This is a genomic window from Burkholderia sp. BE12 (assembly GCF_002959955.1).
GTDB lineage: Bacteria > Pseudomonadota > Gammaproteobacteria > Burkholderiales > Burkholderiaceae > Burkholderia.
Map to the genome: position 1 here is coordinate 128,311 of NZ_PREY01000014.1, position 19,728 is coordinate 148,038.

A 19,728-nucleotide genomic window follows, 5' to 3' on the forward strand; every position below is an offset into this window, starting at 1 on the left:
CGCACCTTGTTGTGTTGTCACGAGCACGCTGGAGCGGGAACGCTGGCGGGGAGAATTGCCTGAAGAGGCGCTTGGGCCCGAAAGACGGGGCCGGCGGCCATAGGGCACCTGCGAATACGGCTTCAAAGCACGGCGTTCACACACCGCACGCTGCAAAAGCGCGCTAAGCCTGATCCGGGCATTGCCACGGGCGCGCGCAATGCGTCGCGCGCGCCGACGGGCGGCAGATGCTGCGGCTTGGGCCGCAGCGGGGAGTATCGAATCCAGCCCGACTTTCCCGCTTGGGGTGTACTTCCCTGGTTTGACGTCGCCAAGCCCCGCACGCTTCGCGGGGCCAAATCAGGCGCAACGCCGTAATTTTCGCAACCGGCAGCCTGCGGACACACTTCGCGCCGTCGGGCTACCGATCAAATTCTTTTCAACCAACTTTCCGTTACCGCGGCGCCTTGCCGACCGAATCCGCCTGTGGGCGCGATCCTTGCCGACGGGCGGCGCCGTGCGTGCAACTTGCTGCTTCTCTTTGATTAGGGGCGAGCAGCGGACCCCCGGCGCAAGTAAAATAGCAGTTTGCGCTTGCGCCTTGCCCAATTCAGCCGGGGCCGGCCGATCAGGCCACCCACAACGTCAGGCTGGGCAAAATTATATTCAGTATGAATGAGTTAGGCAAAATATCCCAGAATTCGGTCGCAAGCGGCCAGGTATCGATGATCGAGATCGACGAAAACTCGGCCGGTCAGCGGATCGACAATTTTCTGTTGCGCGTCTGTAAAGGCGTGCCGAAAAGCCATATTTACCGGATCCTCCGCAGCGGCGAAGTGCGCGTCAACAAGGGCCGGATCGACGCGCAGTACCGCCTGGCGCTGGGCGACCTCGTTCGCGTGCCGCCGGTGCGCGTGGCGGCGGCCGACCTCGCGCGCGCCGACACGCCGGTCGTGCCGCCCGCGAATTTCGACGTGCTGTACGAGGACGACGCGATGCTCGTCATCGACAAGCCGGCCGGGGTCGCGGTCCACGGGGGCAGCGGCGTCGCGTTCGGCGTGATCGAGCAGATGCGCCAGGCGCGCCCGCGTGCGAAATTCCTCGAACTGGTGCACCGGCTCGACCGCGAGACGTCCGGAATCCTGATGCTCGCGAAGAAGCGCACGGCGCTGGTGGGCCTGCACGAGCAGATCCGCGAGAACCGGATGGACAAGCGCTACTTCGCGTGCGCTCACGGCGAATGGCAGCCCGACTGGGGCCGGCGCCGCGCGGTGAAGGCGCCGCTATTCAAGTATTCGACCCCGGAAGGGGAGCGCCGCGTGCGCGTGCAGGACGACGGGCTGGCGTCGCATACGGTGTTCAACCTCGTCGACCGCTGGTCCGACTATGTGCTCGTCGAAGCGGAACTCAAAACGGGTCGGACCCATCAGATCCGGGTGCACCTCGCGCATCTCGGCCTGCCGATCGCCGGCGACGCCAAGTACGGCGATTTCGCACTGAACAAGGCGCTGGCGCGCGCGAACGCGCAGCCGTCGCTGAAACGGATGTTCCTGCATGCGCACCGGCTGCGGCTCGCTCATCCGCTGACCGGCGAGGCGCTGCAGTTCGATGCGCCGCTGCCCGCCGAATGCAGGCGCTTTCTCGATCAACTCAGCGCATTGCGCGATACCGCCTGAACCGCATGGCTCGACAGCAATTTGACCTGATCGTCTTCGACTGGGACGGCACGCTGATGGATTCGACTGCGCACATCGCGCACAGCATCCAGGCCGCTTGCCGCGATCTCGGCCTGCCCACGCCGTCCGACGAGGCTTCCCGTTACGTGATCGGCCTCGGCCTGCGCGATGCGTTGCAGATCGCCGCTCCGACCCTCGATCCGTCCGACTACACGCGGCTCGCCGAGCGCTACCGCTATCACTATCTGCTCGACGACCAGCGCATCGCGCTGTTCGCCGGCGTGCGCGAGCTGCTCGCCGAGCTGCGCGACACGGGCTACCTGCTCGCCGTGGCGACCGGCAAGGGGCGCGTCGGGCTGAACCGCGTGCTCGACCAGTCGAAGCTGACGAGCTGGTTCGATGCGACGCGCTGCGCGGACGAAACGTTCTCGAAGCCGCATCCGGCGATGCTGCACGAGTTGTCGCGCGAATTGGGGCAGGATCTGTCGCGCACCGTGATGATCGGCGACACCACGCACGACCTGCAGATGGCCGCCAGTGCCGGCGCGGCCGGCGTGGGCGTGGCGTACGGCGCGCACACGGCCGATGCGCTGGCGGCGCTCACGCCGCGCTTCGTCGCGCCGGACGTCGGCGCGCTGGCCGCATGGCTGCGGGAGCACGCGTGAGCGCGGCGCCGCAGGCCGTGCGTGTGTGCGCATCGGACGCGCTGACCGACGGCGGCGCCGGCGTGCGCGTCGACGCGACGCTGCGCGGCGAGCAGGCCGTCGTGTTCTTCGTGCGCTACGACGGCCGCGCCTACGGCTACCTGAACCGCTGCGCGCACGTGCCGATGGAGCTCGACTGGGCCGAAGGGCAGTTCTTCGAGTCGTCGGGCCTCTATCTGATGTGCGCGACGCACGGCGCGATCTATGCACCGGATACCGGCAAGTGCGTCGGCGGCCCGTGCCGCGGCGGCCGCCTGCGCCCGGTCGAGGTCGACGAGCGCGACACGCCCGACGGCCGTGCGGTATTCTGGGTGCCCGATGCCGATCTGCATCCTGCCACTCCCGCCACTCCCGCCACGACCGACTGACGACACCACTGCATGGCCGACCAACCGAATTCCCCGGATTCCTCCTCCCGTCCCGACAACCGTGAACCGAGCTGGGAGCGCGCGGCGCTCGAGCGGATCGCGCTCGCGGCCGTCAAGGAGCAGCGCGCGGCACGGCGCTGGAAGATCTTCTTCCGCTTCGCGTTTCTCGGCGTGTTCGTGCTGCTCGCGTTCGCGCTGATCGATTTCTCGAGCGATTCGAAGTTCTCGTCGAGCGGGCGGCATACGGCGCTCGTGACGATCGACGGCGAGATCGCGGCCGGCGTCAACGCGAACGCCGACGACATCAACACGGCGCTCGACGCCGCGTTCGACGACGATGGCACGGCCGGCGTCGTGCTGCGGATCAACAGCCCGGGCGGCAGTCCGGTGCAGGCCGGCATGGTCTACGACGAGATCCGGCGGTTGCGCGGCAAGTATCCGGACAAGCCGCTGTACGTCGTCGTGACCGACATGTGCGCGTCGGGCGGCTATTACATCGCGTCCGCGGCCGACAAGATCTTCGTCGACAAGGCGAGCATCGTCGGGTCGATCGGCGTGCTGATGGACGGGTTCGGCTTCACCGGGCTGATGGGCAAGCTCGGGGTCGAGCGGCGCCTGCATACGTCGGGCGAAAACAAGGGCTTCTACGATCCGTTCTCGCCGGAAACGCCGAAGATGGACGCGCACGCGCAGGCGCTGCTCGACCAGGTGCATGCGCAGTTCATCAAGGCCGTGAAGGATGGCCGCGGCAAGCGGCTGCACGAGACGCCCGACATGTTCTCGGGCCTGTTCTGGACCGGCGAGAAGAGCGTCGAGCTCGGGCTCGCCGACGGCTACGGCACGACCGACACGGTCGCGCGCGACGTGCTGAAGGCGCCGGATCTGGTCGACTACACGGTGAAGGAAAGCCTGACGAATCGGGTCGCGCGCAAGTTCGGCGCGGCCGTCGGGGGCGCCGCGATGAAGGCGCTGACGGCCGGCGGCGCGTCGGTCAGCCTGCGCTGACGGCTGACCGACGACGGCAGTAATCGGTGGGCCGAAATGGCCCGCCTTTCACTTTCATCGGTCAGCCGATCGCCGGTCGCGGCATCAGTTCGCGAGCAGCAGGAAGATCGCGGGGCGCTTGTGCAGATTCGGCGCAGGCGCCTTTTTCCAGTCCATCACCGTGCGGCTCGCGATCGTCTCGGTCGGGAGGGTCAGGTCGGCCGCGACGCAGATCTGCGTCGACGGCGCGCAGGTCGCGACCAGCGTGTCGAGCATCGCGTGATTTCGGTACGGCGTTTCGATGAAGATCTGCGTCTGGCGCGCCTTGCGCGACAGTTGCTCGAGTTCGCGCAGACGCTTCGCGCGCGCGGCCGCATCGACCGGCAGGTAGCCATTGAACGCGAAACTCTGGCCGTTCAGGCCCGACGCCATCAGCGCGAGCAGGATCGAACTCGGCCCGACCAGCGGCACGACCTTCACGCCGCGCTCGTGCGCGCGGCGCACCAGCAGCGCGCCGGGGTCGGCGACGGCAGGACAGCCGGCCTCCGACACGAGGCCGGCGTCCGCGCCGGCCAGTACGGGCGCGAGCAGCCGGTCGATGGCGCCGCCCGGCGTATTGACGTTCAGTTCGCTGATCTCGATTTCCTGGATCGGGCGCGTCGTGCCGATCTTCTTCAGAAACGCGCGGGTCGTTTTCGCGTTTTCGCCGATGTAATAGCCGAGCGTGCCGGCGCGCGCCTGCACGGCGGCGGGCAGCACGGCGGCGAGCATCGATTCGTCGCCTTCGCCGAGCGTGTTCGGGACAAGATAAAGCGTGCCGGCGGTCATGCGCGGTCTCCTCGGGTGATTGCAAACAGCGGGTAGTCGGCGGCGCGCAGCATCCGCGTGAGGGCGATCAGCGGCAGGCCGACGAGCGCGGTCGGGTCGTCCGAATCGATCGCGTCGAGCAGGGCGATGCCGAGCCCTTCGGATTTCGCGCTGCCGGCCACGTCGTACGGCGTTTCCGCGCGCAGGTAGGCGTCGAGCTCGGCTTCGGGCAGCGAACGGAAGCGCACGTGCGTGACGATGTCCTCGATCTGCGCATCGTCCGTACGGCTGTCGTACAGGCAGAGTGCGGTGTGGAATTCGACTTCACGGCCCTGCATCGACACGAGTTGCGCAAGCGCGCGCTCATGCGTGCCAGGCTTGCCGATCTGGTGCCCGTCGAAGGTCGCGACCTGGTCCGACCCGATCACGAGGACGCCGTCCGGCGCGTCGATCGTCGCGGCCACGGCGCGCGCTTTCGCGCCGGCGAGACGCAGCGCGGTCGCGGCCGGCGTTTCGCCGGCGAGCGGGGTTTCGTCGAGGTCGGGCGACACGACGTCGAACGGTACGCCGAGGCGCTCGAGGAGCGCGCGGCGATAGCGGGAACTGGAGGCAAGAATCAGCCGCGGCGGGCGGCAAACGGTATCCGGCATGGTCGGTTGGGTCGGTGAATCGTCAGGTGGGGCGCGGCGTTGCGCGGACGCAAGCTTAAGTGATTGACCGCAAAAGGTAAAACAGGTATGCTTTCCCGCTTTTCGTCGGCAGGCTTTCGTTGTGGTGGCGCCTGCCGGGTCTTCGGAAGTAAAGTACGTCATCCTTCGATGAGCCGTACGCGAGCGGTGCCAAGCCGGATCCCGCAAGTCAGCCTGTAGGCAGGAGCGCACATGAACACTTCTTCTGGCAAACCTGCAGCGGCCCTCGATCCGCATGCGGTCGACCTGTTCGAGTTCGCCCGCAGCGGGCGGCAGGCAGCCGGGGCGGTGCGCCTCTCGCAGCTGCCGCGCATGTTAAACGAAGTGCCGACGGACGCGCCGGATCGCGACACGGTCTTCACGTGGCAGGCGGAAGGGTTCACGCAGAAGGAGTTGCAGGACGACGGCGCCGACGGGCAGCAGCCGTATCTGCGCCTCGCGGTGCACGGCCATGCGTGGCTCACGTGCCAGCGCTGCGTGACGCCGTACGACCAGACGTTCGACGTCGACATGACGTACCGGGTCGTCGCGACCGAAGAAGAAGCCGAGGAATTTCCGCTCGACGACGATGAAGCCGATGTGATCGTGGGCTCACGCCAGTTCGATCTCGTCGACTTGATCGAAGAGGAATTGCTGCTTTCGTTGCCGCTCGTGCCCAAGCACGAGGTTTGCCCGGCAGTTCACGAAAGCCTCGTGTCGGGCGCGAGCGGTCCCGTGGAAGAGGCGGACGAGGAGTCCGACGAAGCCGGGGACGAAGGCAAACGGCCGAATCCGTTCGCAGCGCTGCAAGCGTTGAAGAAGGACGGTGACGGCACCAAGAAACATTAAGCAGTTGTGGCGCGGGAAGGCGTAAGGGCTTTGGGCCAGGGTAGTTAAGCGCCGGATCGGGCTGTGTTAGAATCCGGAAAATTATTTAGGAGTTAGTCATGGCAGTCCAGCAAAACAAGAAGTCGCCGTCGAAGCGCGGCATGCATCGTTCGCACGATTTCCTGACGGCAGCGCCGCTGGCAGTCGAGCCGAGCACGGGTGAAGTGCACCTGCGTCACCACGTCAGCCCGAACGGCTACTATCGCGGCAAGAAAGTCGTCAAGACGAAGAACGACTAAGCGTCAAGTCACGCGTTGCGCGCTACGTTCGCCGTTCGCGTGACAACTGGTTCGCTTGACACTTTCCTGGCTCAACAAAAAGGCGGCATTCAACTGCCGCTTTTTTGTGCCTGAAATTCGTCGCATTCCATGACCGTAAAGCTCACAATCGATTGCATGGGAGGCGACCACGGCCCGTCCGTGACCGTTCCCGCGGCAGTCAAGTTCGTCCGCGCGCATCCCGATGCGCACCTGATGCTCGTCGGCATCGAAAGCGCGATTCGCGCTCAGCTGAAGAAGCTGAAAGCCCTCGACGATCCCGCGTTGACCATCGTGCCCGCCACCGAAATCGTGGCGATGGACGACCCTGTCGAAGTGGCGCTGCGCAAGAAGAAGGATTCTTCGATGCGCGTGGCGCTCAACCACGTCAAGGAAGGCGCGGCGCAGGCCTGCATTTCGGCCGGCAACACCGGCGCGCTGATGGCCGTTTCCCGTTACGTACTCAAGACGCTGCCCGGCATCGAGCGGCCCGCGATCGCGTTCGCGCTGCCGAACCCGACCGGCTACACGATGATGCTGGACCTCGGCGCGAACGTCGACTGCGAGCCGCAGCATCTGCTGCAGTTCGCGGAGATGGGGCACGCGCTCGTGGCCGCCCTCGAAGGCAAGGAGCGCCCGACGATCGGCCTGCTGAACATCGGCGAAGAGGTCATCAAGGGCAACGAGACGATCAAGCGCGCAGGCGAGCTGCTGCGCGCCAGCACGCTCAATTTCCGCGGCAACGTGGAAGGCAACGACATCTACAAGGGCACCGTCGACGTGATCGTCTGCGACGGCTTCGTCGGCAACGTCGCGCTGAAGACGTCCGAAGGGCTCGCGCAGATGCTGTCGGACATCATCCGCGAGGAGTTCGGCCGTTCGCTGATGTCGAAGCTGATGGCGCTGCTCGCGCTGCCCGTGCTGATGCGTTTCAAGAAGCGCGTCGACCACCGCCAGTACAACGGCGCTGCGCTGCTGGGGCTGAAGAGCCTCGTGATCAAGAGCCACGGTTCGGCCGACGCCTACGCGTTTGAGTGGGCGATCAAACGCGGGTATGATGCCGTCAAAAACGGGGTGCTGGAGCGCCTCACGCGCGCGATGGCGGATAATTCAGTGTCGCTCGGCGATGGCGAGCACGACGCGGGCGGCGCGGGCCATGCAAGCCCGGCCGCAGGCCATCACGCCGAACCTTCCGCTGCGCAATCCTCTAAAGCATAAATGGCCCAATCGACTCTCTATTCCCGCGTGCTCGGCACGGGCAGCTACCTGCCGCCCGACCGCGTCACCAACCAGCAGTTGACCGATCGTCTCGCGAAGGAAGGCATCGAGACGAGCGATGAATGGATCGTGGCGCGCACGGGCATCCATGCGCGCCATTTCGCCGCACCCGACGTCACGACGAGCGATCTCGCGCTCGAGGCGTCGCGTCGTGCGATCGAAGCGGCCGGTATCGATCCGCAGTCGATCGACCTGATCATCGTCGCGACTTCGACCCCCGATTTCGTGTTCCCGAGCACCGCGTGCCTGCTGCAGAACAAGCTCGGCATCAAGAACGGCGGTGCGGCATTCGACGTGCAGGCCGTGTGTTCGGGCTTCGCGTATGCGATGGCGACGGCCGACAGCTTCATCCGCAGCGGCCAGCACCGTACGGCGCTCGTGATCGGCGCGGAGACGTTCTCGCGCATTCTCGACTTCAAGGACCGCACGACCTGCGTGCTGTTCGGCGACGGCGCGGGCGCGGTGATCCTGTCCGCATCGGAAGAGCCGGGCGTGCTCGGCAGCGCGCTGCACGCGGACGGCAGCTACTCGAACATCCTGTGCACGCCGGGCAACGTCAATCGCGGCGTGATCGACGGCAGCGCGTTCCTGCACATGGACGGGCAGGCCGTGTTCAAGCTCGCGGTCAACGTGCTCGAAAAGGTCGCGATCGAAGCGCTCGCGAAGGCGAATCTCGCGCCCGAGCAAATCGACTGGCTGATTCCGCACCAGGCCAACATCCGCATCATGACCAGTACCTGCCGCAAGCTCGGCCTGCCGCAGGAGCGCATGGTCGTGACGGTCGACCAGCACGGCAATACGTCGGCCGCGTCGATCCCGCTGGCGCTCGACGTCGCGGTGCGCGACGGCCGCATCCAGCGTGGCCAGCACGTGCTGATCGAAGGCGTCGGCGGCGGCTTCACCTGGGGCGCGTCGGTCTTCCGCTTCTGATCCGCAGCGCGCGATTGCCGCGCGCGGATCCCGTCGGCGCGCCGTTCGTGCGCGCCGTCCGAATCGATTCAATTGGGGACGATATGAAATTTGCATTCGTTTTTCCGGGGCAGGGCTCGCAGACGATCGGCATGCTCAACGCATTCGCCGATCTGGCCGTTGTACGCGAGACGCTCCAGGAAGCGTCCGATGCACTCAATCAGGATCTCGGCAAGCTGATCGCCGAAGGTCCGGCCGAAGAGCTGAATCTGACCACCAACACGCAGCCCGTGATGCTGACCGCGGCGTACGCGTGCTACCGCGCGTGGCAGCAGGCAGGCGGTCCGGCGCCGTCGATCGTCGCCGGCCACAGCCTCGGTGAATACACGGCGCTCGTCGCGGCCGGCGCGCTCGCGTTCAAGGACGCGGTGCCGCTCGTGCGCTTTCGCGCGCAGGCGATGCAGACGGCCGTGCCGGTCGGCCAGGGCGGCATGGCCGCGATCCTGGGCCTCGACGACGACACGGTGCGCGCGGTGTGCGCCGAAGCCGCGGAAGCGGGCGTCGTCGAAGCGGTGAACTTCAATGCGCCCGCGCAGGTCGTGATCGCAGGCAGCAAGGCCGCGGTCGAAAAGGCGTGCGAAATCGCGAAGGCGAAGGGCGCGAAGCGTGCGCTGCCGCTGCCGGTGTCGGCGCCGTTCCATTCGTCGCTGCTCAAGCCGGCGTCGGACCAATTGCGCGACTATCTCGCGAACGTCGACGTGAAGGCGCCGCAGATTCCGGTCATCAACAACATCGACGTCGCCGTGGTCGGCGATCCGGCCGCGATCAAGGATGCGCTGGTGCGCCAGGCCGCGGGCCCGGTGCGCTGGGTCGAGTGCGTGCGGCACATCGCGGGCACGGGCGTCACGCACGTGATCGAATGCGGTCCGGGCAAGGTGCTCGCCGGCCTGACGAAGCGCATCGACGCCAACCTGACGGGTGCGTCGGTGTTCGATCCGGCTTCGCTCGACGAAGCGCTCAAGCTGGTGACCGCCTGACGCGGCGCCTTTTCCCAAGCAACGGATATTCGATTCATGGACAAGACTCTCGATAAACAGGTGGCGATCGTGACCGGCGCGTCGCGCGGCATCGGCCGTTCGATCGCGCTCGAGCTCGCGCGCCTGGGCGCGACGGTGATCGGCACGGCGACGAGCGAATCGGGCGCCGCCGCGATCACCGCGGCGTTCGCGGAAGCGGGCGTCACGGGCCGCGGTGCGGTGCTGAACGTCAACGACGCAGCCGCCGCCGAGGCGCTGATCGACGCGACCGTGAAGGAATTCGGCGCGCTGAACGTGCTCGTCAACAACGCGGGCATCACGCAGGACCAGCTCGCGATGCGGATGAAGGACGAGGACTGGGACGCGGTGATCGACACCAACCTGAAGTCGGTGTTCCGTCTGTCGCGTGCGGTGCTGCGCCCGATGATGAAGGCGCGCGGCGGCCGTATCATCAACATCACGTCGGTGGTCGGCTCGGCCGGCAATCCGGGTCAGGTCAACTACGCGGCCGCGAAGGCCGGCGTCGCGGGCATGACGCGTGCGCTCGCGCGCGAAATCGGCAGCCGCGGCATCACGGTGAACTGCGTGGCGCCGGGCTTCATCGACACCGACATGACGAAGACGCTGCCGGAAGAACAGCAGGCCGCGCTCAAGACCCAGATTCCGCTCGGCCGCCTCGGCAGCCCGGAGGACATCGCCCATGCCGTCGCGTTCCTCGCATCGCCGCAGGCCGGTTACATCACCGGCACGACGCTGCACGTGAACGGCGGCATGTACATGTCGTAACGATTTTCGTTTACCATCCGCGCCGTATCCCGTTTTTCAGGCGGATCGGCGCTTGATCGACCATCAAGCCAACGCGCGTTTTGGCGTCAGCAAACCTGATAAAATGCGCGCACTTGTAAATCTGAACTTTCCCTCGGAGGGGTAATGGACAACATCGAACAACGTGTCAAGAAGATCGTCGCTGAACAACTGGGCGTCGCGGAAGCCGAGATCAAGAACGAAGCTTCGTTCGTGAACGACCTGGGCGCCGACTCGCTCGACACGGTCGAACTGGTGATGGCGCTCGAAGACGAGTTCGGCATGGAAATCCCGGACGAAGAAGCAGAGAAGATCACGACCGTTCAGCAAGCGATCGACTACGCTCGCGCAAACGTCAAGGCGTAAGCGCCTTTCGCGCTTGTCCGCCACGTCGCCGCGATCTTCGCGATTGACGCGCCATCCTGCCGGCTTCGCGCCGGATGGACTAACAGCCACAGGGCTCGCAGGGCTGGTTCCTGTGGCCACTGTGGCTTTTGTTTTTGTCATCCAATAATGGAAAAGAGGTTACCGTGAGCCGCCGTCGTGTTGTCGTTACAGGCCTGGGGCTGATTTCGCCTGTTGGCAATAATGTTGCCGACGGCTGGGCCAATCTCGTCGCCGGCAAGTCCGGTATCGCCACCGTCACGAAGTTCGATGCGTCGAACCTCGCCTGCCATTTCGCGGGCGAAGTGAAGGGTTTCAGCGCCGAGGAATACATCCCGGCGAAGGAAGCCCGGAACATGGATACGTTCATCCATTACGGCATCGCCGCCGGCGTCCAGGCCATCCGGGACAGCGGGCTGGAAGTGAACGAAGCCAACGCGGAACGCATCGGCGTGCTGGTCGGCTCCGGCATCGGCGGCCTGCCGATGATCGAAGATACGCACCAGACCTACGTCGATCGCGGCGCGCGCCGGATTTCGCCGTTCTTCGTGCCGGGTTCGATCATCAACATGATCTCGGGTCACCTGAGCATCATGTTCGGCCTGAAGGGCCCGAACCTCGCGGCCGTGACGGCCTGCACGACCGGCCTGCACAGCATCGGCCTCGCCGCGCGCCTGATCCAGGCCGGCGACGCCGACGTGATGGTCGCGGGCGGCGCCGAATCGACGGTGTCGCCGCTCGGCATCGGCGGTTTCGCGGCAGCGCGCGCGCTGTCGACCCGCAACGACGATCCGGCTGCCGCGTCGCGTCCGTGGGACAAGGACCGCGACGGCTTCGTGCTGGGCGAGGGCTCGGGTGTGATGGTGCTCGAAGAGTACGAGGCGGCGAAGGCGCGCGGCGCGAAGATCTACGCGGAAGTCGCGGGCTTCGGCATGACGGGCGACGCGTACCACATGACCGCGCCGAACATGGACGGTCCGCGCCGCTGCATGGTCGCGGCGCTGCGCGACGCCGGCCTGAACGCGGACGAGGTCCAGTACCTGAACGCGCACGGCACGTCGACGCCGCTGGGCGACAAGAACGAGTCCGACGCGGTGAAGGCGGCCTTCGGCGAGCACGCGTACAAGCTCGTCGTGAACTCGACGAAGTCGATGACGGGCCACCTGCTGGGTGGCGCGGGCGGCCTCGAATCGGTGTTCTCGGTGCTGGCGCTGCACAACAACGTGTCGCCGCCGACCATCAACATCTTCAACCAGGACCCCGAGTGCGATCTCGATTACTGCGCGAACACCGCGCGTGACATGAAGATCGACGTTGCCGTGAAGAACAACTTCGGCTTCGGCGGTACCAACGGCACGCTGGTGTTCAAGCGCGTCTGACGTCGAATCACTTGACGAGTCCATTCGATGCTCCGGCCGGGCGTCCGCAGCGCTTTGCGTTGCGGGCCTCGGCCGTGTCGTATCTCGTGCTGGCCGCGTTCGTCGCGTCGGCTGCCGCGTCGGCGTATCTGTTCTGGGCGCCGCGCGCGGGCGCTGCCGCCGGCACGGGGGTGTCGGCCGCGACGGCGGCACTGCTGGCCGTATGGGCGGCACGGGCCTGCGCCCGCCGGCTGCCGGCCGAGCTGCGGATCGATGCGTTCGGGGAGATTGCGGCGTTTGGCCGCACCGGGCGGTTGCTGGCCCGCGGCCGGGTGACGGGCCACGCGCACTGGAGCAGCCTGCTGCTGGTGCTGTCGGTCGGGCAGGGCGTCCGGCGGGCCCGGCCGCTGCTGATTCCGGCCGATGCGCTCGATGCCGCATCGTTCAGCGCGCTGTCGGTGCTGGCGAGGACGGCAGGCGCGGCGGGGCGGGCATGACGGCCGCGCGGTTACCGGCCGTAACCAGCGTCCGGCGCCGGAACGCTACAATAACGCTCCGCGTTGCATCCCTAGTTAACGGATTTGTCAGGTGAGTGAAAAAGAAATCGATCAGGCTCTGGTCGAGCGCGTACAGAAGGGCGACAAGGCGGCGTTCGAACTCCTGGTCTCCAAATACCACCGCAAGATCATTCGGTTGATTTCGCGCCTCGTGCGGGATCCCGCCGAGGTCGAGGATGTGGCCCAGGACGCGTTCATCAAGGCGTATCGTGCGCTGCCGCAATTCCGCGGCGAATCGGCGTTCTATACGTGGTTGTACCGAATTGCCGTGAACACGGCGAAGAACTACCTTGCGACGCAAGGCCGCCGGGCGCCGACCTCGACCGAGGCCGATGCGGAGGAAGCGGAAACTTTCTCCGACGCAGACCAACTAAGGGATATCAACACGCCTGAGTCGATGTTGATGAGCAAGCAGATTGCCGAAACGGTCAACGCTGCAATGGCTCTGCTGCCCGAAGAACTGCGCCAGGCAATCACGCTGCGCGAGATCGAGGGCCTGAGCTACGAAGAGATCGCGGAAATGATGGGCTGTCCGATCGGGACGGTCCGGTCGCGAATCTTCCGCGCGCGCGAGGCAATCGCTGCCAAATTGCGTCCGCTGCTCGATACGCCCGAAGGCAAGCGCTGGTAAGCGCGACGGGCGGAACGACGCGGGTCGGGGTCTAGTTACGGATAGAGTCGTGAATTCACGACGGGGTGTGCAAGATGGGGAGCATCATGGGGTCGGTCAATACGCAATCGCAAGCGTGCTCGCGCGGCGAGCGCCTTTCCGCGCTGGTCGACGGCGAAATGTTCGATGGCCCGGATCACGGGCAGTTTCTGGCTGAGCTCGACCGCGCGGATCGCGCCGTGTGGGCCCATTACCACCTGATCGGCGATGCGCTGCGCTCGGACGAGCTCGCGCTGCCGCCCGCGCTGAGCGTCGCGTTCACCGCGCGCATGTCGGCTGCGCTCGAAAGCGAGCCGCATCTGCTGGCGCCGGCGGCCGCGCCGGTCGCAGGCAAGCTGCTGTCGCTGCGCCGCCGCGTCGTGCCCGCGTTCGCGGTGGCCGCCGCGGCCGCCACGCTGACGTGGATCGTCGTCCCGCAGATGCAGACGGCCGGTGCCCCGGGCGCCGTCCAGGTCGCATCGGTCGGCGCGCCGCAGAACGGCAACCTGCAGCGCGTGACGGTTGCGCAGGCATCGGCCCAGCCGGGTCTGCAGGACGTCAACATCATTCGCGACGCCAGCCTCGACCAATACCTTGAAGCGCACCAGCAATTCGCCCAGCAGCCCGTCGTCACGGGTCCGATGCCGCTGATCCGCGCCGCCGTGACCACCACGCCAGGCCAATAAACCCGATGCGGACATTGCAGTTGAATCACGCCATCTCCGGATGGAAGCGGCTGCCGGCCCTCCTGCTTTGCGCAGCCGCCCTGTTGTCCGTTCAATCCCTTCCCGCCAGCGCCCAGCAACCGGACGATCCCGTCGCGACCCGCAAGGGCGCCGCAGACTGGCTCGACCGCGTGCAGCAGGCGGCGCAGCAACAGAGCTACGAAGGTACGTTCGTCTACCAGCGCGGCGGGTATGTGCAGTCGTCGCGCATCGCGCACGTGTCGTCCCGCGACGGCGAGTTCGAGCGGATCGAGACGCTCGACGGCAAGCCGCGCAAGCTGCTGCGGCACAACGACGAGCTGTACACGTTCGTGCCCGAGCGCAAGCTGTGCGTGGTCGAGCGCCGTCAGACGCGCGACTCGTTCCCCGCGCTGCTCGGCGCGAGCGGCGAGCACGTGATGTCCGTGTACGACGCGAAGTCGCTCGGCAAGGACCGTGTGGCCGGAATCGACGCGCAGGTCGTCGAGCTCGTGCCGAAGGATGCGTACCGTTTCACGTACAAGCTGTGGGCCGATGCGCGCACGGGGCTGTTGCTGCGTTCGCAGACGCTCGACGCGAACGATCACGTGCTCGAACAGATCGCGTTCTCGCAATTGCAGACGGGCGGCGCAAGCGGCGACAAGGCCGCGATTGCAGCCGGCATGCGCAACCTGAGCGGCTGGACGGTCGTGCGCCCGCCGGTCGCGACGGTCGACATGGAGGCGCAGGGCTGGCAGCTTGCGCCGAGCGTCGCCGGCTTCCAGAAGATCCGTGAAGTGCGCCGGCCGATGGCCGCGCGCGACGCGGGCGATCCGCCGATCCCGGTCGATCAGGCCGTCTTCACCGACGGCCTCGCGACGATCTCGGTTTTCATCGAGCCGGCCGAAAAGAATACGCGCAAGGAAGGCGCGGGCAGCACCGGCGCGACGCACGTTCTCGTGAAGCGCCGCGGCGACTACTGGATCACCGTGCTCGGCGAAGTGCCGCCGGCTACGTTGCAGCAGTTCGCGTCTGCCATAGAATACAAGGCTTCCAAGTAACGCTACGGCTCCCGACATGATGAAACTCACGCTGCGCAAATGGCTCGCGGCGGCGGCGCTGTCTGCCTGCCTGCCGCTCGTGCCGCATACCGCATTCGCAGTGACGGCTCCCGCTGCCAGCCTGCCCGACTTTGCCGATCTGGTCGAAAAGGTCGGGCCGGCCGTCGTGAACATCCGGACCACCGCCAACGTGCCGACGAGCGGCCCGCGCGGCATGCTCCCGCCGGGCTTCGACAACGGCGACATGTCGGAATTCTTCCGGCGCTTCTTCGGCATTCCGCTGCCGCAGGCGCCCGGCAACGGCGGCAACGGTGGCAACGGCAGCAACCCGAAGAATGCGCCGGCGCCGGACAATCCGCCCGACACCGAGCAGAACCGCGGCGTCGGCTCGGGCTTCATCGTGTCGGCCGACGGTTACGTGATGACCAATGCGCACGTCGTCGACGATGCGGACACCATCTACGTGACGCTGACCGACAAGCGCGAATTCAAGGCGAAGCTGATCGGCGTCGACGATCGCACCGACGTCGCGGTCGTCAAGATCCAGGCGTCGAACCTGCCGGTCGTCGCGATCGGCGATTCGAACAAGGTGCGCGTCGGCGAGTGGGTCGTCGCGATCGGCTCGCCGTTCGGCCTCGACAACACGGTCACGGCCGGCATCGTCAGCTCGAAGAGCCGCAACACGGGCGACTACCTGCCGTTCATCCAGACCGACGTCGCCGTGAACCCCGGCAACTCGGGCGGCCCGCTGATCAACATGCAGGGCGAGGTGATCGGCATCAACTCGCAGATCTACAGCCGGACCGGCGGCTTCATGGGCATTTCGTTCGCGATTCCGATCGACGAGGCGATGCGCGTGGCCGACCAGCTGAAGGCGACGGGCAAGGTCACGCGCGGCCGGATCGCGGTGGCGATCGGCGAGGTGACGAAGGACGTGGCCGACTCGATCGGGCTGCCGAAGGCCGAAGGCGCACTCGTCAGCAGCGTCGAGCCGGGCGGCCCGGCCGACAAGGCCGGCATCCAGCCGGGCGACATTATCCTGAAGTTCAACGGCCGTCCGGTCGAGGCGGCGTCGGATCTGCCGCGCATGGTCGGCGACACGAAGCCCGGCACGAAGGCGACGGTCAGCGTATGGCGCAAGGGTCAGGCACGCGATCTGCCGATCACGATCGCCGAGACGCCGACCGAGTCGACGGCGAAGACCGAGCAGCGCAAGAACGCGCCGCAGAAGCCGCGCCAGACCAATTCGCTCGGCCTGACGGTCAGCGACCTGACGGCGGAGCAGATGAAGACGCTGAAGTTGAAGAACGGCGTGCAGATCGACGGCGTCGACGGCCCGGCCGCCCGTGCAGGCCTGCAGCGCGGCGACATCGTGCTGCGTGTGGGCGACACCGACATCACGAACGCGAAGCAGTTCGCCGACGTGACCGCGCAGCTCGATCCGCAGAAGGCGGTCGCGGTGCTCGTGCGGCGTGGCGACAACACGCAGTTCGTGCCCGTGCGGCCGCGCCAGAAGTAACGCGCCGATGTTCACGCTCTACGGCCGCGGCTGGTGCCACCTGTGCGACGACATGCGCGACGCACTGGCGCCGGTGGCGGCCGAATTCGGCGTCGCGGTCGACTACGTCGACATCGACACCGACGCGGCGCTCGTCGCGCGTTACGACGAGGACGTGCCCGTGCTGCTGCTGGACGGCGCGGAAGTGTGCCGCCACCGGTTCGACGACGCGCGGGTGCGCGACGCGCTGGCGGCTCGGGGCTGAACCTGGTCCCCGCCGGCCGGCGCCGCTTCGCACGGGGCATGATCCGGCGGGCGGCTCCGTCGGGCCCCCGCGTGACGGGGCGTCCGAAATCCCGCCCGGCGTAAGCCTTTTCGGCTAAAATAAGCCGTTTTTTCACCGACTTACAAGGCGTGCTCCGCAGTCGTGAGCGCGCCTTTTTCGCTTGATCGGCACTGAATGGATCATATTCGCAATTTCTCGATCATCGCCCACATCGACCATGGCAAGTCGACGCTCGCGGATCGCATCATCCAGGTATGCGGCGGCCTCGCCGACCGTGAAATGGAGGCGCAGGTGCTCGACTCGATGGATATCGAGCGCGAGCGCGGCATCACGATCAAGGCGCAGACTGCCGCGTTGTCCTATCGCGCGCGCGACGGCAAGGTCTACAACCTGAACCTGATCGACACGCCGGGGCACGTCGACTTTTCGTACGAGGTCAGCCGTTCGCTGTCCGCGTGCGAAGGCGCGCTGCTGGTCGTCGACGCCAGCCAGGGCGTCGAGGCGCAGACGGTCGCGAACTGCTACACGGCGATCGAGCTCGGCGTCGAGGTCGTGCCCGTGCTGAACAAGATCGACCTGCCGGCCGCGAACCCCGAGAACGCGATCGAGGAGATCGAGGACGTAATCGGCATCGATGCGGCCGACGCGACGCGCTGCAGCGCGAAGACGGGCCTCGGCGTCGAGGACGTGCTCGAAGCGCTGATCGCGAAAGTGCCGCCGCCGAAGGGCGATCCGGCCGCGCCGCTACAGGCGCTCATCATCGATTCGTGGTTCGACAACTACGTCGGCGTCGTGATGCTGGTGCGCATCGTCAACGGCACGCTGCGCCCGAAGGACAAGATCAAGATGATGGCGACCGGTGCGCAGTATCCGGTCGAGCACGTCGGCGTGTTCACGCCGAAGTCGCGCAATCTCGAATCGCTGTCGGCCGGGCAGGTGGGCTTCATCATCGCCGGCATCAAGGAGCTGACGGCCGCGAAGGTCGGCGATACCGTCACGCACGCGGCCAAGGCTGCCGCCGAGGCGCTGCCGGGCTTCAAGGAAGTGAAGCCGCAGGTGTTCGCGGGGCTCTATCCGGTCGAGGCGAACCAGTACGACGCGCTGCGCGAATCGCTCGAAAAGCTGAAGCTCAACGACGCATCGCTGCAGTACGAGCCGGAAGTGTCGCAGGCACTCGGCTTCGGCTTCCGCTGCGGCTTCCTCGGCCTGCTGCACATGGAAATCGTGCAGGAGCGGCTCGAGCGCGAGTTCGACATGGATCTCATCACGACCGCGCCGACGGTCGTCTACGAGGTCGTGATGAGCGGCGGCTCGATCATCAAGGTCGAGAATCCGGCGAAGATGCCGGAGCCGCCGAAGATCGAGGAGATCCGCGAGCCGATCGTCACGGTGAACCTGTACATGCCGCAGGACTACGTCGGCTCGGTGATCACGCTGTGCGAGCAGAAGCGCGGCTCGCAGATCAACATGCAGTACCACGGCCGACAGGTTCAACTGACCTACGAGATTCCGATGGCCGAGATCGTGCTCGATTTCTTCGATCGGCTGAAGTCGGTGTCGCGCGGCTACGCTTCCATGGACTACGAGTTCAAGGAATACCGTACGGCCGACGTCGTGAAGGTCGACATGCTGATCAACGGCGACAAGGTCGATGCGCTGTCGGTCATCGTCCACCGTTCGCAGTCGCAGTACCGCGGCCGCGAAGTGGCCGCGAAGATGCGCGAGATCATTCCGCGCCAGATGTACGACGTGGCGATCCAGGCCACGATCGGCGCGCACATCATCGCGCGCGAGAACATCAAGGCGCTGCGCAAGAACGTGCTGGCGAAGTGCTACGGCGGCGACATCACGCGGAAGAAGAAGCTGCTCGAAAAGCAGAAGGCGGGTAAGAAGCGCATGAAGCAGGTGGGGTCGGTCGAGATCCCGCAGGAGGCGTTCCTCGCGATCTTGCGCGTCGAAGACAAATAACAGGACTGATCCTTTTATGAATTTTGCGCTGATTCTTTTTGTGCTCGTCGTCGTGACGGGCGTAGCGTGGGTGCTGGACAAACTGGTGTTCCTGCCGCGGCGTCGCAAGGCGGCCGACTCGGCGATCGAGGAGTTCGATCGCCAGCAGGCGCGCATCGACAAGCGTTTCGCGGACGAAAACGCCGTGCAGACGCGTTCGAAGCTGCGTGACGAAAAGCTGCGCCAGCCGTGGTGGCTCGAGTACACGGCGAGCTTCTTCCCGGTGATCCTGGCCGTGTTCGTCGTGCGTTCGTTCGTCGTCGAGCCGTTCAAGATTCCGTCGGGCTCGATGGTGCCGACGCTGCTCGTCGGCGACTTCATCCTCGTCAACAAGTTCGAGTACGGGCTGCGGCTGCCGGTCACGAACACGAAGATCACGCAGGGCAGCCCGCTGTCGCGCGGCGACGTCGTCGTGTTCCGTTATCCGAAGGACGAGTCGGTCGACTACATCAAGCGCGTGATCGGCCTGCCGGGCGACACGGTCGCGTACCAGGACAAGCAACTCACGATCAACGGCCAGCCGGTGCCCGAAGCGCCGCTGCCCGATTTCTTCGACGACGAGCGCCAGAATTACGCGAAGCAGTTCGAGGAAACGATCGGCAACAAGAAGAACGCGATCCTCAACAACCCGGCCGTGCCGCCGTTCGTGATGGGCGCATACGACTATCCGTATCGCGACAACTGCACGTACAACAGCCGCGGCGTGATCTGCAAGGTGCCGCCCGGTCACTACTTCATGATGGGCGACAACCGCGACAACAGCGCGGACAGCCGCTACTGGGGTTTCGTGCCGGACCAGAACATCGTCGGCCGCGCGTTCTTCATCTGGATGAACTTCAGCGACCTGAAGCGCATCGGTTCCTTCAACTGACCGCATTCGCTTCAC

The 19,728-nt window shown here is 66.1% G+C and carries 22 protein-coding genes; 20 read left to right on the forward strand and 2 right to left on the reverse strand.

The genetic code is table 11. The annotated features are described in order from the left end of the window. The first annotated feature begins 650 nt into the window (after positions 1-650). From C4B30_RS17885 to C4B30_RS17900, 4 genes are read left to right on the forward strand one after another with little or no spacing between them, the layout of a single operon-like run. On the forward strand, positions 651-1,655 hold the full coding sequence (locus tag C4B30_RS17885) for an RluA family pseudouridine synthase (RefSeq protein ID WP_027783921.1): 1,005 nt from the start codon (positions 651-653) through the stop codon (positions 1,653-1,655). A gap of 5 nt (positions 1,656-1,660) precedes the next feature. Then, positions 1,661-2,320 (forward strand): HAD-IA family hydrolase, encoded by a 660-nt coding sequence (locus C4B30_RS17890; RefSeq protein WP_027783922.1) that lies wholly within the window; start codon positions 1,661-1,663, stop codon positions 2,318-2,320. Beyond that, complete coding sequence (locus C4B30_RS17895; protein ID WP_027783923.1) at positions 2,317-2,727, forward strand: Rieske (2Fe-2S) protein; 411 nt, start codon at positions 2,317-2,319, stop codon at positions 2,725-2,727. Before C4B30_RS17890 ends, C4B30_RS17895 begins: the two co-directional genes overlap by 4 nt. A 12-nt stretch (positions 2,728-2,739) precedes the next feature. Continuing rightward, a complete protein-coding gene (locus C4B30_RS17900; protein WP_027783924.1) occupies positions 2,740-3,732 on the forward strand; it encodes a S49 family peptidase in 993 nt (330 codons plus the stop codon). An 84-nt stretch (positions 3,733-3,816) separates the two neighbouring features. On the opposite strand, the gene C4B30_RS17905 is transcribed toward C4B30_RS17900, so the two are convergent. After that, positions 3,817-4,539 carry an SAM-dependent methyltransferase gene (locus C4B30_RS17905; RefSeq protein ID WP_027783925.1) on the reverse strand — a complete coding sequence of 241 codons (723 nt, stop codon included), beginning with the start codon at positions 4,537-4,539 and terminating at the stop codon, positions 3,817-3,819. Beyond that, positions 4,536-5,168, reverse strand: coding sequence for a Maf-like protein (locus tag C4B30_RS17910; RefSeq protein WP_027783926.1), 633 nt, complete (start codon positions 5,166-5,168; stop codon positions 4,536-4,538). The genes C4B30_RS17905 and C4B30_RS17910 overlap by 4 nt, the downstream gene beginning before the upstream one ends. A 231-nt stretch (positions 5,169-5,399) precedes the next feature. On the opposite strand from C4B30_RS17910, the gene C4B30_RS17915 reads away from it, so the two are divergent. The 16 genes from C4B30_RS17915 to lepB all read left to right on the forward strand — a co-directional run bounded on the left by C4B30_RS17915 (position 5,400) and on the right by lepB (position 19,713). Then, entirely contained in the window at positions 5,400-6,035 is a 636-nt protein-coding gene (locus C4B30_RS17915) for a DUF177 domain-containing protein (protein ID WP_027783927.1), read from the forward strand. Between the two features lie 98 nt (positions 6,036-6,133). Then, positions 6,134-6,313, forward strand: a complete 180-nt coding sequence (gene rpmF / locus C4B30_RS17920; protein ID WP_006051932.1) for a 50S ribosomal protein L32 — start codon at positions 6,134-6,136, stop codon at positions 6,311-6,313. Between the two features lie 129 nt (positions 6,314-6,442). Beyond that, positions 6,443-7,549, forward strand: a complete 1,107-nt coding sequence (gene plsX / locus C4B30_RS17925; protein WP_027783928.1) for a phosphate acyltransferase PlsX — start codon at positions 6,443-6,445, stop codon at positions 7,547-7,549. After that, positions 7,550-8,539 (forward strand): beta-ketoacyl-ACP synthase III, encoded by a 990-nt coding sequence (locus C4B30_RS17930; RefSeq protein ID WP_027783929.1) that lies wholly within the window; start codon positions 7,550-7,552, stop codon positions 8,537-8,539. It abuts the gene before it with no gap. 83 nt (positions 8,540-8,622) lie between these two features. Beyond that, positions 8,623-9,555 carry an ACP S-malonyltransferase gene (gene fabD, locus C4B30_RS17935; protein WP_105132786.1) on the forward strand — a complete coding sequence of 311 codons (933 nt, stop codon included), beginning with the start codon at positions 8,623-8,625 and terminating at the stop codon, positions 9,553-9,555. 36 nt (positions 9,556-9,591) lie between these two features. After that, entirely contained in the window at positions 9,592-10,341 is a 750-nt protein-coding gene (gene fabG, locus C4B30_RS17940) for a 3-oxoacyl-ACP reductase FabG (RefSeq protein WP_006476504.1), read from the forward strand. Between the two features lie 144 nt (positions 10,342-10,485). Next, positions 10,486-10,725 (forward strand): acyl carrier protein, encoded by a 240-nt coding sequence (acpP, locus tag C4B30_RS17945; RefSeq protein ID WP_004197638.1) that lies wholly within the window; start codon positions 10,486-10,488, stop codon positions 10,723-10,725. A gap of 164 nt (positions 10,726-10,889) precedes the next feature. Next, entirely contained in the window at positions 10,890-12,122 is a 1,233-nt protein-coding gene (fabF, locus tag C4B30_RS17950) for a beta-ketoacyl-ACP synthase II (protein WP_027783931.1), read from the forward strand. Between the two features lie 11 nt (positions 12,123-12,133). After that, complete coding sequence (locus C4B30_RS17955; protein WP_027783932.1) at positions 12,134-12,598, forward strand: hypothetical protein; 465 nt, start codon at positions 12,134-12,136, stop codon at positions 12,596-12,598. A 91-nt stretch (positions 12,599-12,689) separates the two neighbouring features. Continuing rightward, complete coding sequence (gene rpoE, locus C4B30_RS17960) at positions 12,690-13,289, forward strand: RNA polymerase sigma factor RpoE (protein WP_006490873.1); 600 nt, start codon at positions 12,690-12,692, stop codon at positions 13,287-13,289. 86 nt (positions 13,290-13,375) lie between these two features. Continuing rightward, complete coding sequence (locus C4B30_RS17965) at positions 13,376-13,993, forward strand: sigma-E factor negative regulatory protein (RefSeq protein ID WP_027783933.1); 618 nt, start codon at positions 13,376-13,378, stop codon at positions 13,991-13,993. A 5-nt stretch (positions 13,994-13,998) separates the two neighbouring features. After that, complete coding sequence (locus C4B30_RS17970) at positions 13,999-15,051, forward strand: MucB/RseB C-terminal domain-containing protein (RefSeq protein WP_027783934.1); 1,053 nt, start codon at positions 13,999-14,001, stop codon at positions 15,049-15,051. Between the two features lie 16 nt (positions 15,052-15,067). Beyond that, positions 15,068-16,570: a DegQ family serine endoprotease gene (locus tag C4B30_RS17975; RefSeq protein ID WP_105132787.1), complete on the forward strand. Its 1,503-nt coding sequence runs from the start codon at positions 15,068-15,070 to the stop codon at positions 16,568-16,570. A gap of 7 nt (positions 16,571-16,577) precedes the next feature. Next, positions 16,578-16,814, forward strand: a complete 237-nt coding sequence (locus tag C4B30_RS17980; protein ID WP_027783936.1) for a glutaredoxin family protein — start codon at positions 16,578-16,580, stop codon at positions 16,812-16,814. A gap of 195 nt (positions 16,815-17,009) precedes the next feature. Next, positions 17,010-18,803 (forward strand): translation elongation factor 4, encoded by a 1,794-nt coding sequence (gene lepA, locus C4B30_RS17985; protein ID WP_027783937.1) that lies wholly within the window; start codon positions 17,010-17,012, stop codon positions 18,801-18,803. 16 nt (positions 18,804-18,819) lie between these two features. Further along, positions 18,820-19,713, forward strand: a complete 894-nt coding sequence (lepB, locus tag C4B30_RS17990) for a signal peptidase I (protein ID WP_027783938.1) — start codon at positions 18,820-18,822, stop codon at positions 19,711-19,713. Positions 19,714-19,728 lie beyond the last annotated feature (15 nt).

Excerpts from the sequence above, each read along its gene's own strand:
- C4B30_RS17905 (WP_027783925.1), bottom strand. The coding sequence starts at position 4,539 with ATGACCGCCGGCACGCTTTATCTTGTCCCGAACACGCTCGGCGAAGGC.
- C4B30_RS17980 (WP_027783936.1), top strand. The coding sequence starts at position 16,578 with ATGTTCACGCTCTACGGCCGCGGCTGGTGCCACCTGTGCGACGACATG.
- C4B30_RS17890 (WP_027783922.1), top strand. The coding sequence starts at position 1,661 with ATGGCTCGACAGCAATTTGACCTGATCGTCTTCGACTGGGACGGCACG.
- plsX (WP_027783928.1), top strand. The coding sequence starts at position 6,443 with ATGACCGTAAAGCTCACAATCGATTGCATGGGAGGCGACCACGGCCCG.
- lepA (WP_027783937.1), top strand. The coding sequence starts at position 17,010 with ATGGATCATATTCGCAATTTCTCGATCATCGCCCACATCGACCATGGC.
- rpmF (WP_006051932.1), top strand. The coding sequence starts at position 6,134 with ATGGCAGTCCAGCAAAACAAGAAGTCGCCGTCGAAGCGCGGCATGCAT.
- C4B30_RS17885 (WP_027783921.1), top strand. The coding sequence starts at position 651 with ATGAATGAGTTAGGCAAAATATCCCAGAATTCGGTCGCAAGCGGCCAG.
- fabG (WP_006476504.1), top strand. The coding sequence starts at position 9,592 with ATGGACAAGACTCTCGATAAACAGGTGGCGATCGTGACCGGCGCGTCG.
- C4B30_RS17910 (WP_027783926.1), bottom strand. The coding sequence starts at position 5,168 with ATGCCGGATACCGTTTGCCGCCCGCCGCGGCTGATTCTTGCCTCCAGT.
- C4B30_RS17970 (WP_027783934.1), top strand. The coding sequence starts at position 13,999 with ATGCGGACATTGCAGTTGAATCACGCCATCTCCGGATGGAAGCGGCTG.
- fabD (WP_105132786.1), top strand. The coding sequence starts at position 8,623 with ATGAAATTTGCATTCGTTTTTCCGGGGCAGGGCTCGCAGACGATCGGC.
- lepB (WP_027783938.1), top strand. The coding sequence starts at position 18,820 with ATGAATTTTGCGCTGATTCTTTTTGTGCTCGTCGTCGTGACGGGCGTA.
- C4B30_RS17900 (WP_027783924.1), top strand. The coding sequence starts at position 2,740 with ATGGCCGACCAACCGAATTCCCCGGATTCCTCCTCCCGTCCCGACAAC.
- acpP (WP_004197638.1), top strand. The coding sequence starts at position 10,486 with ATGGACAACATCGAACAACGTGTCAAGAAGATCGTCGCTGAACAACTG.
- C4B30_RS17965 (WP_027783933.1), top strand. The coding sequence starts at position 13,376 with ATGGGGTCGGTCAATACGCAATCGCAAGCGTGCTCGCGCGGCGAGCGC.
- C4B30_RS17930 (WP_027783929.1), top strand. The coding sequence starts at position 7,550 with ATGGCCCAATCGACTCTCTATTCCCGCGTGCTCGGCACGGGCAGCTAC.
- C4B30_RS17975 (WP_105132787.1), top strand. The coding sequence starts at position 15,068 with ATGATGAAACTCACGCTGCGCAAATGGCTCGCGGCGGCGGCGCTGTCT.
- C4B30_RS17915 (WP_027783927.1), top strand. The coding sequence starts at position 5,400 with ATGAACACTTCTTCTGGCAAACCTGCAGCGGCCCTCGATCCGCATGCG.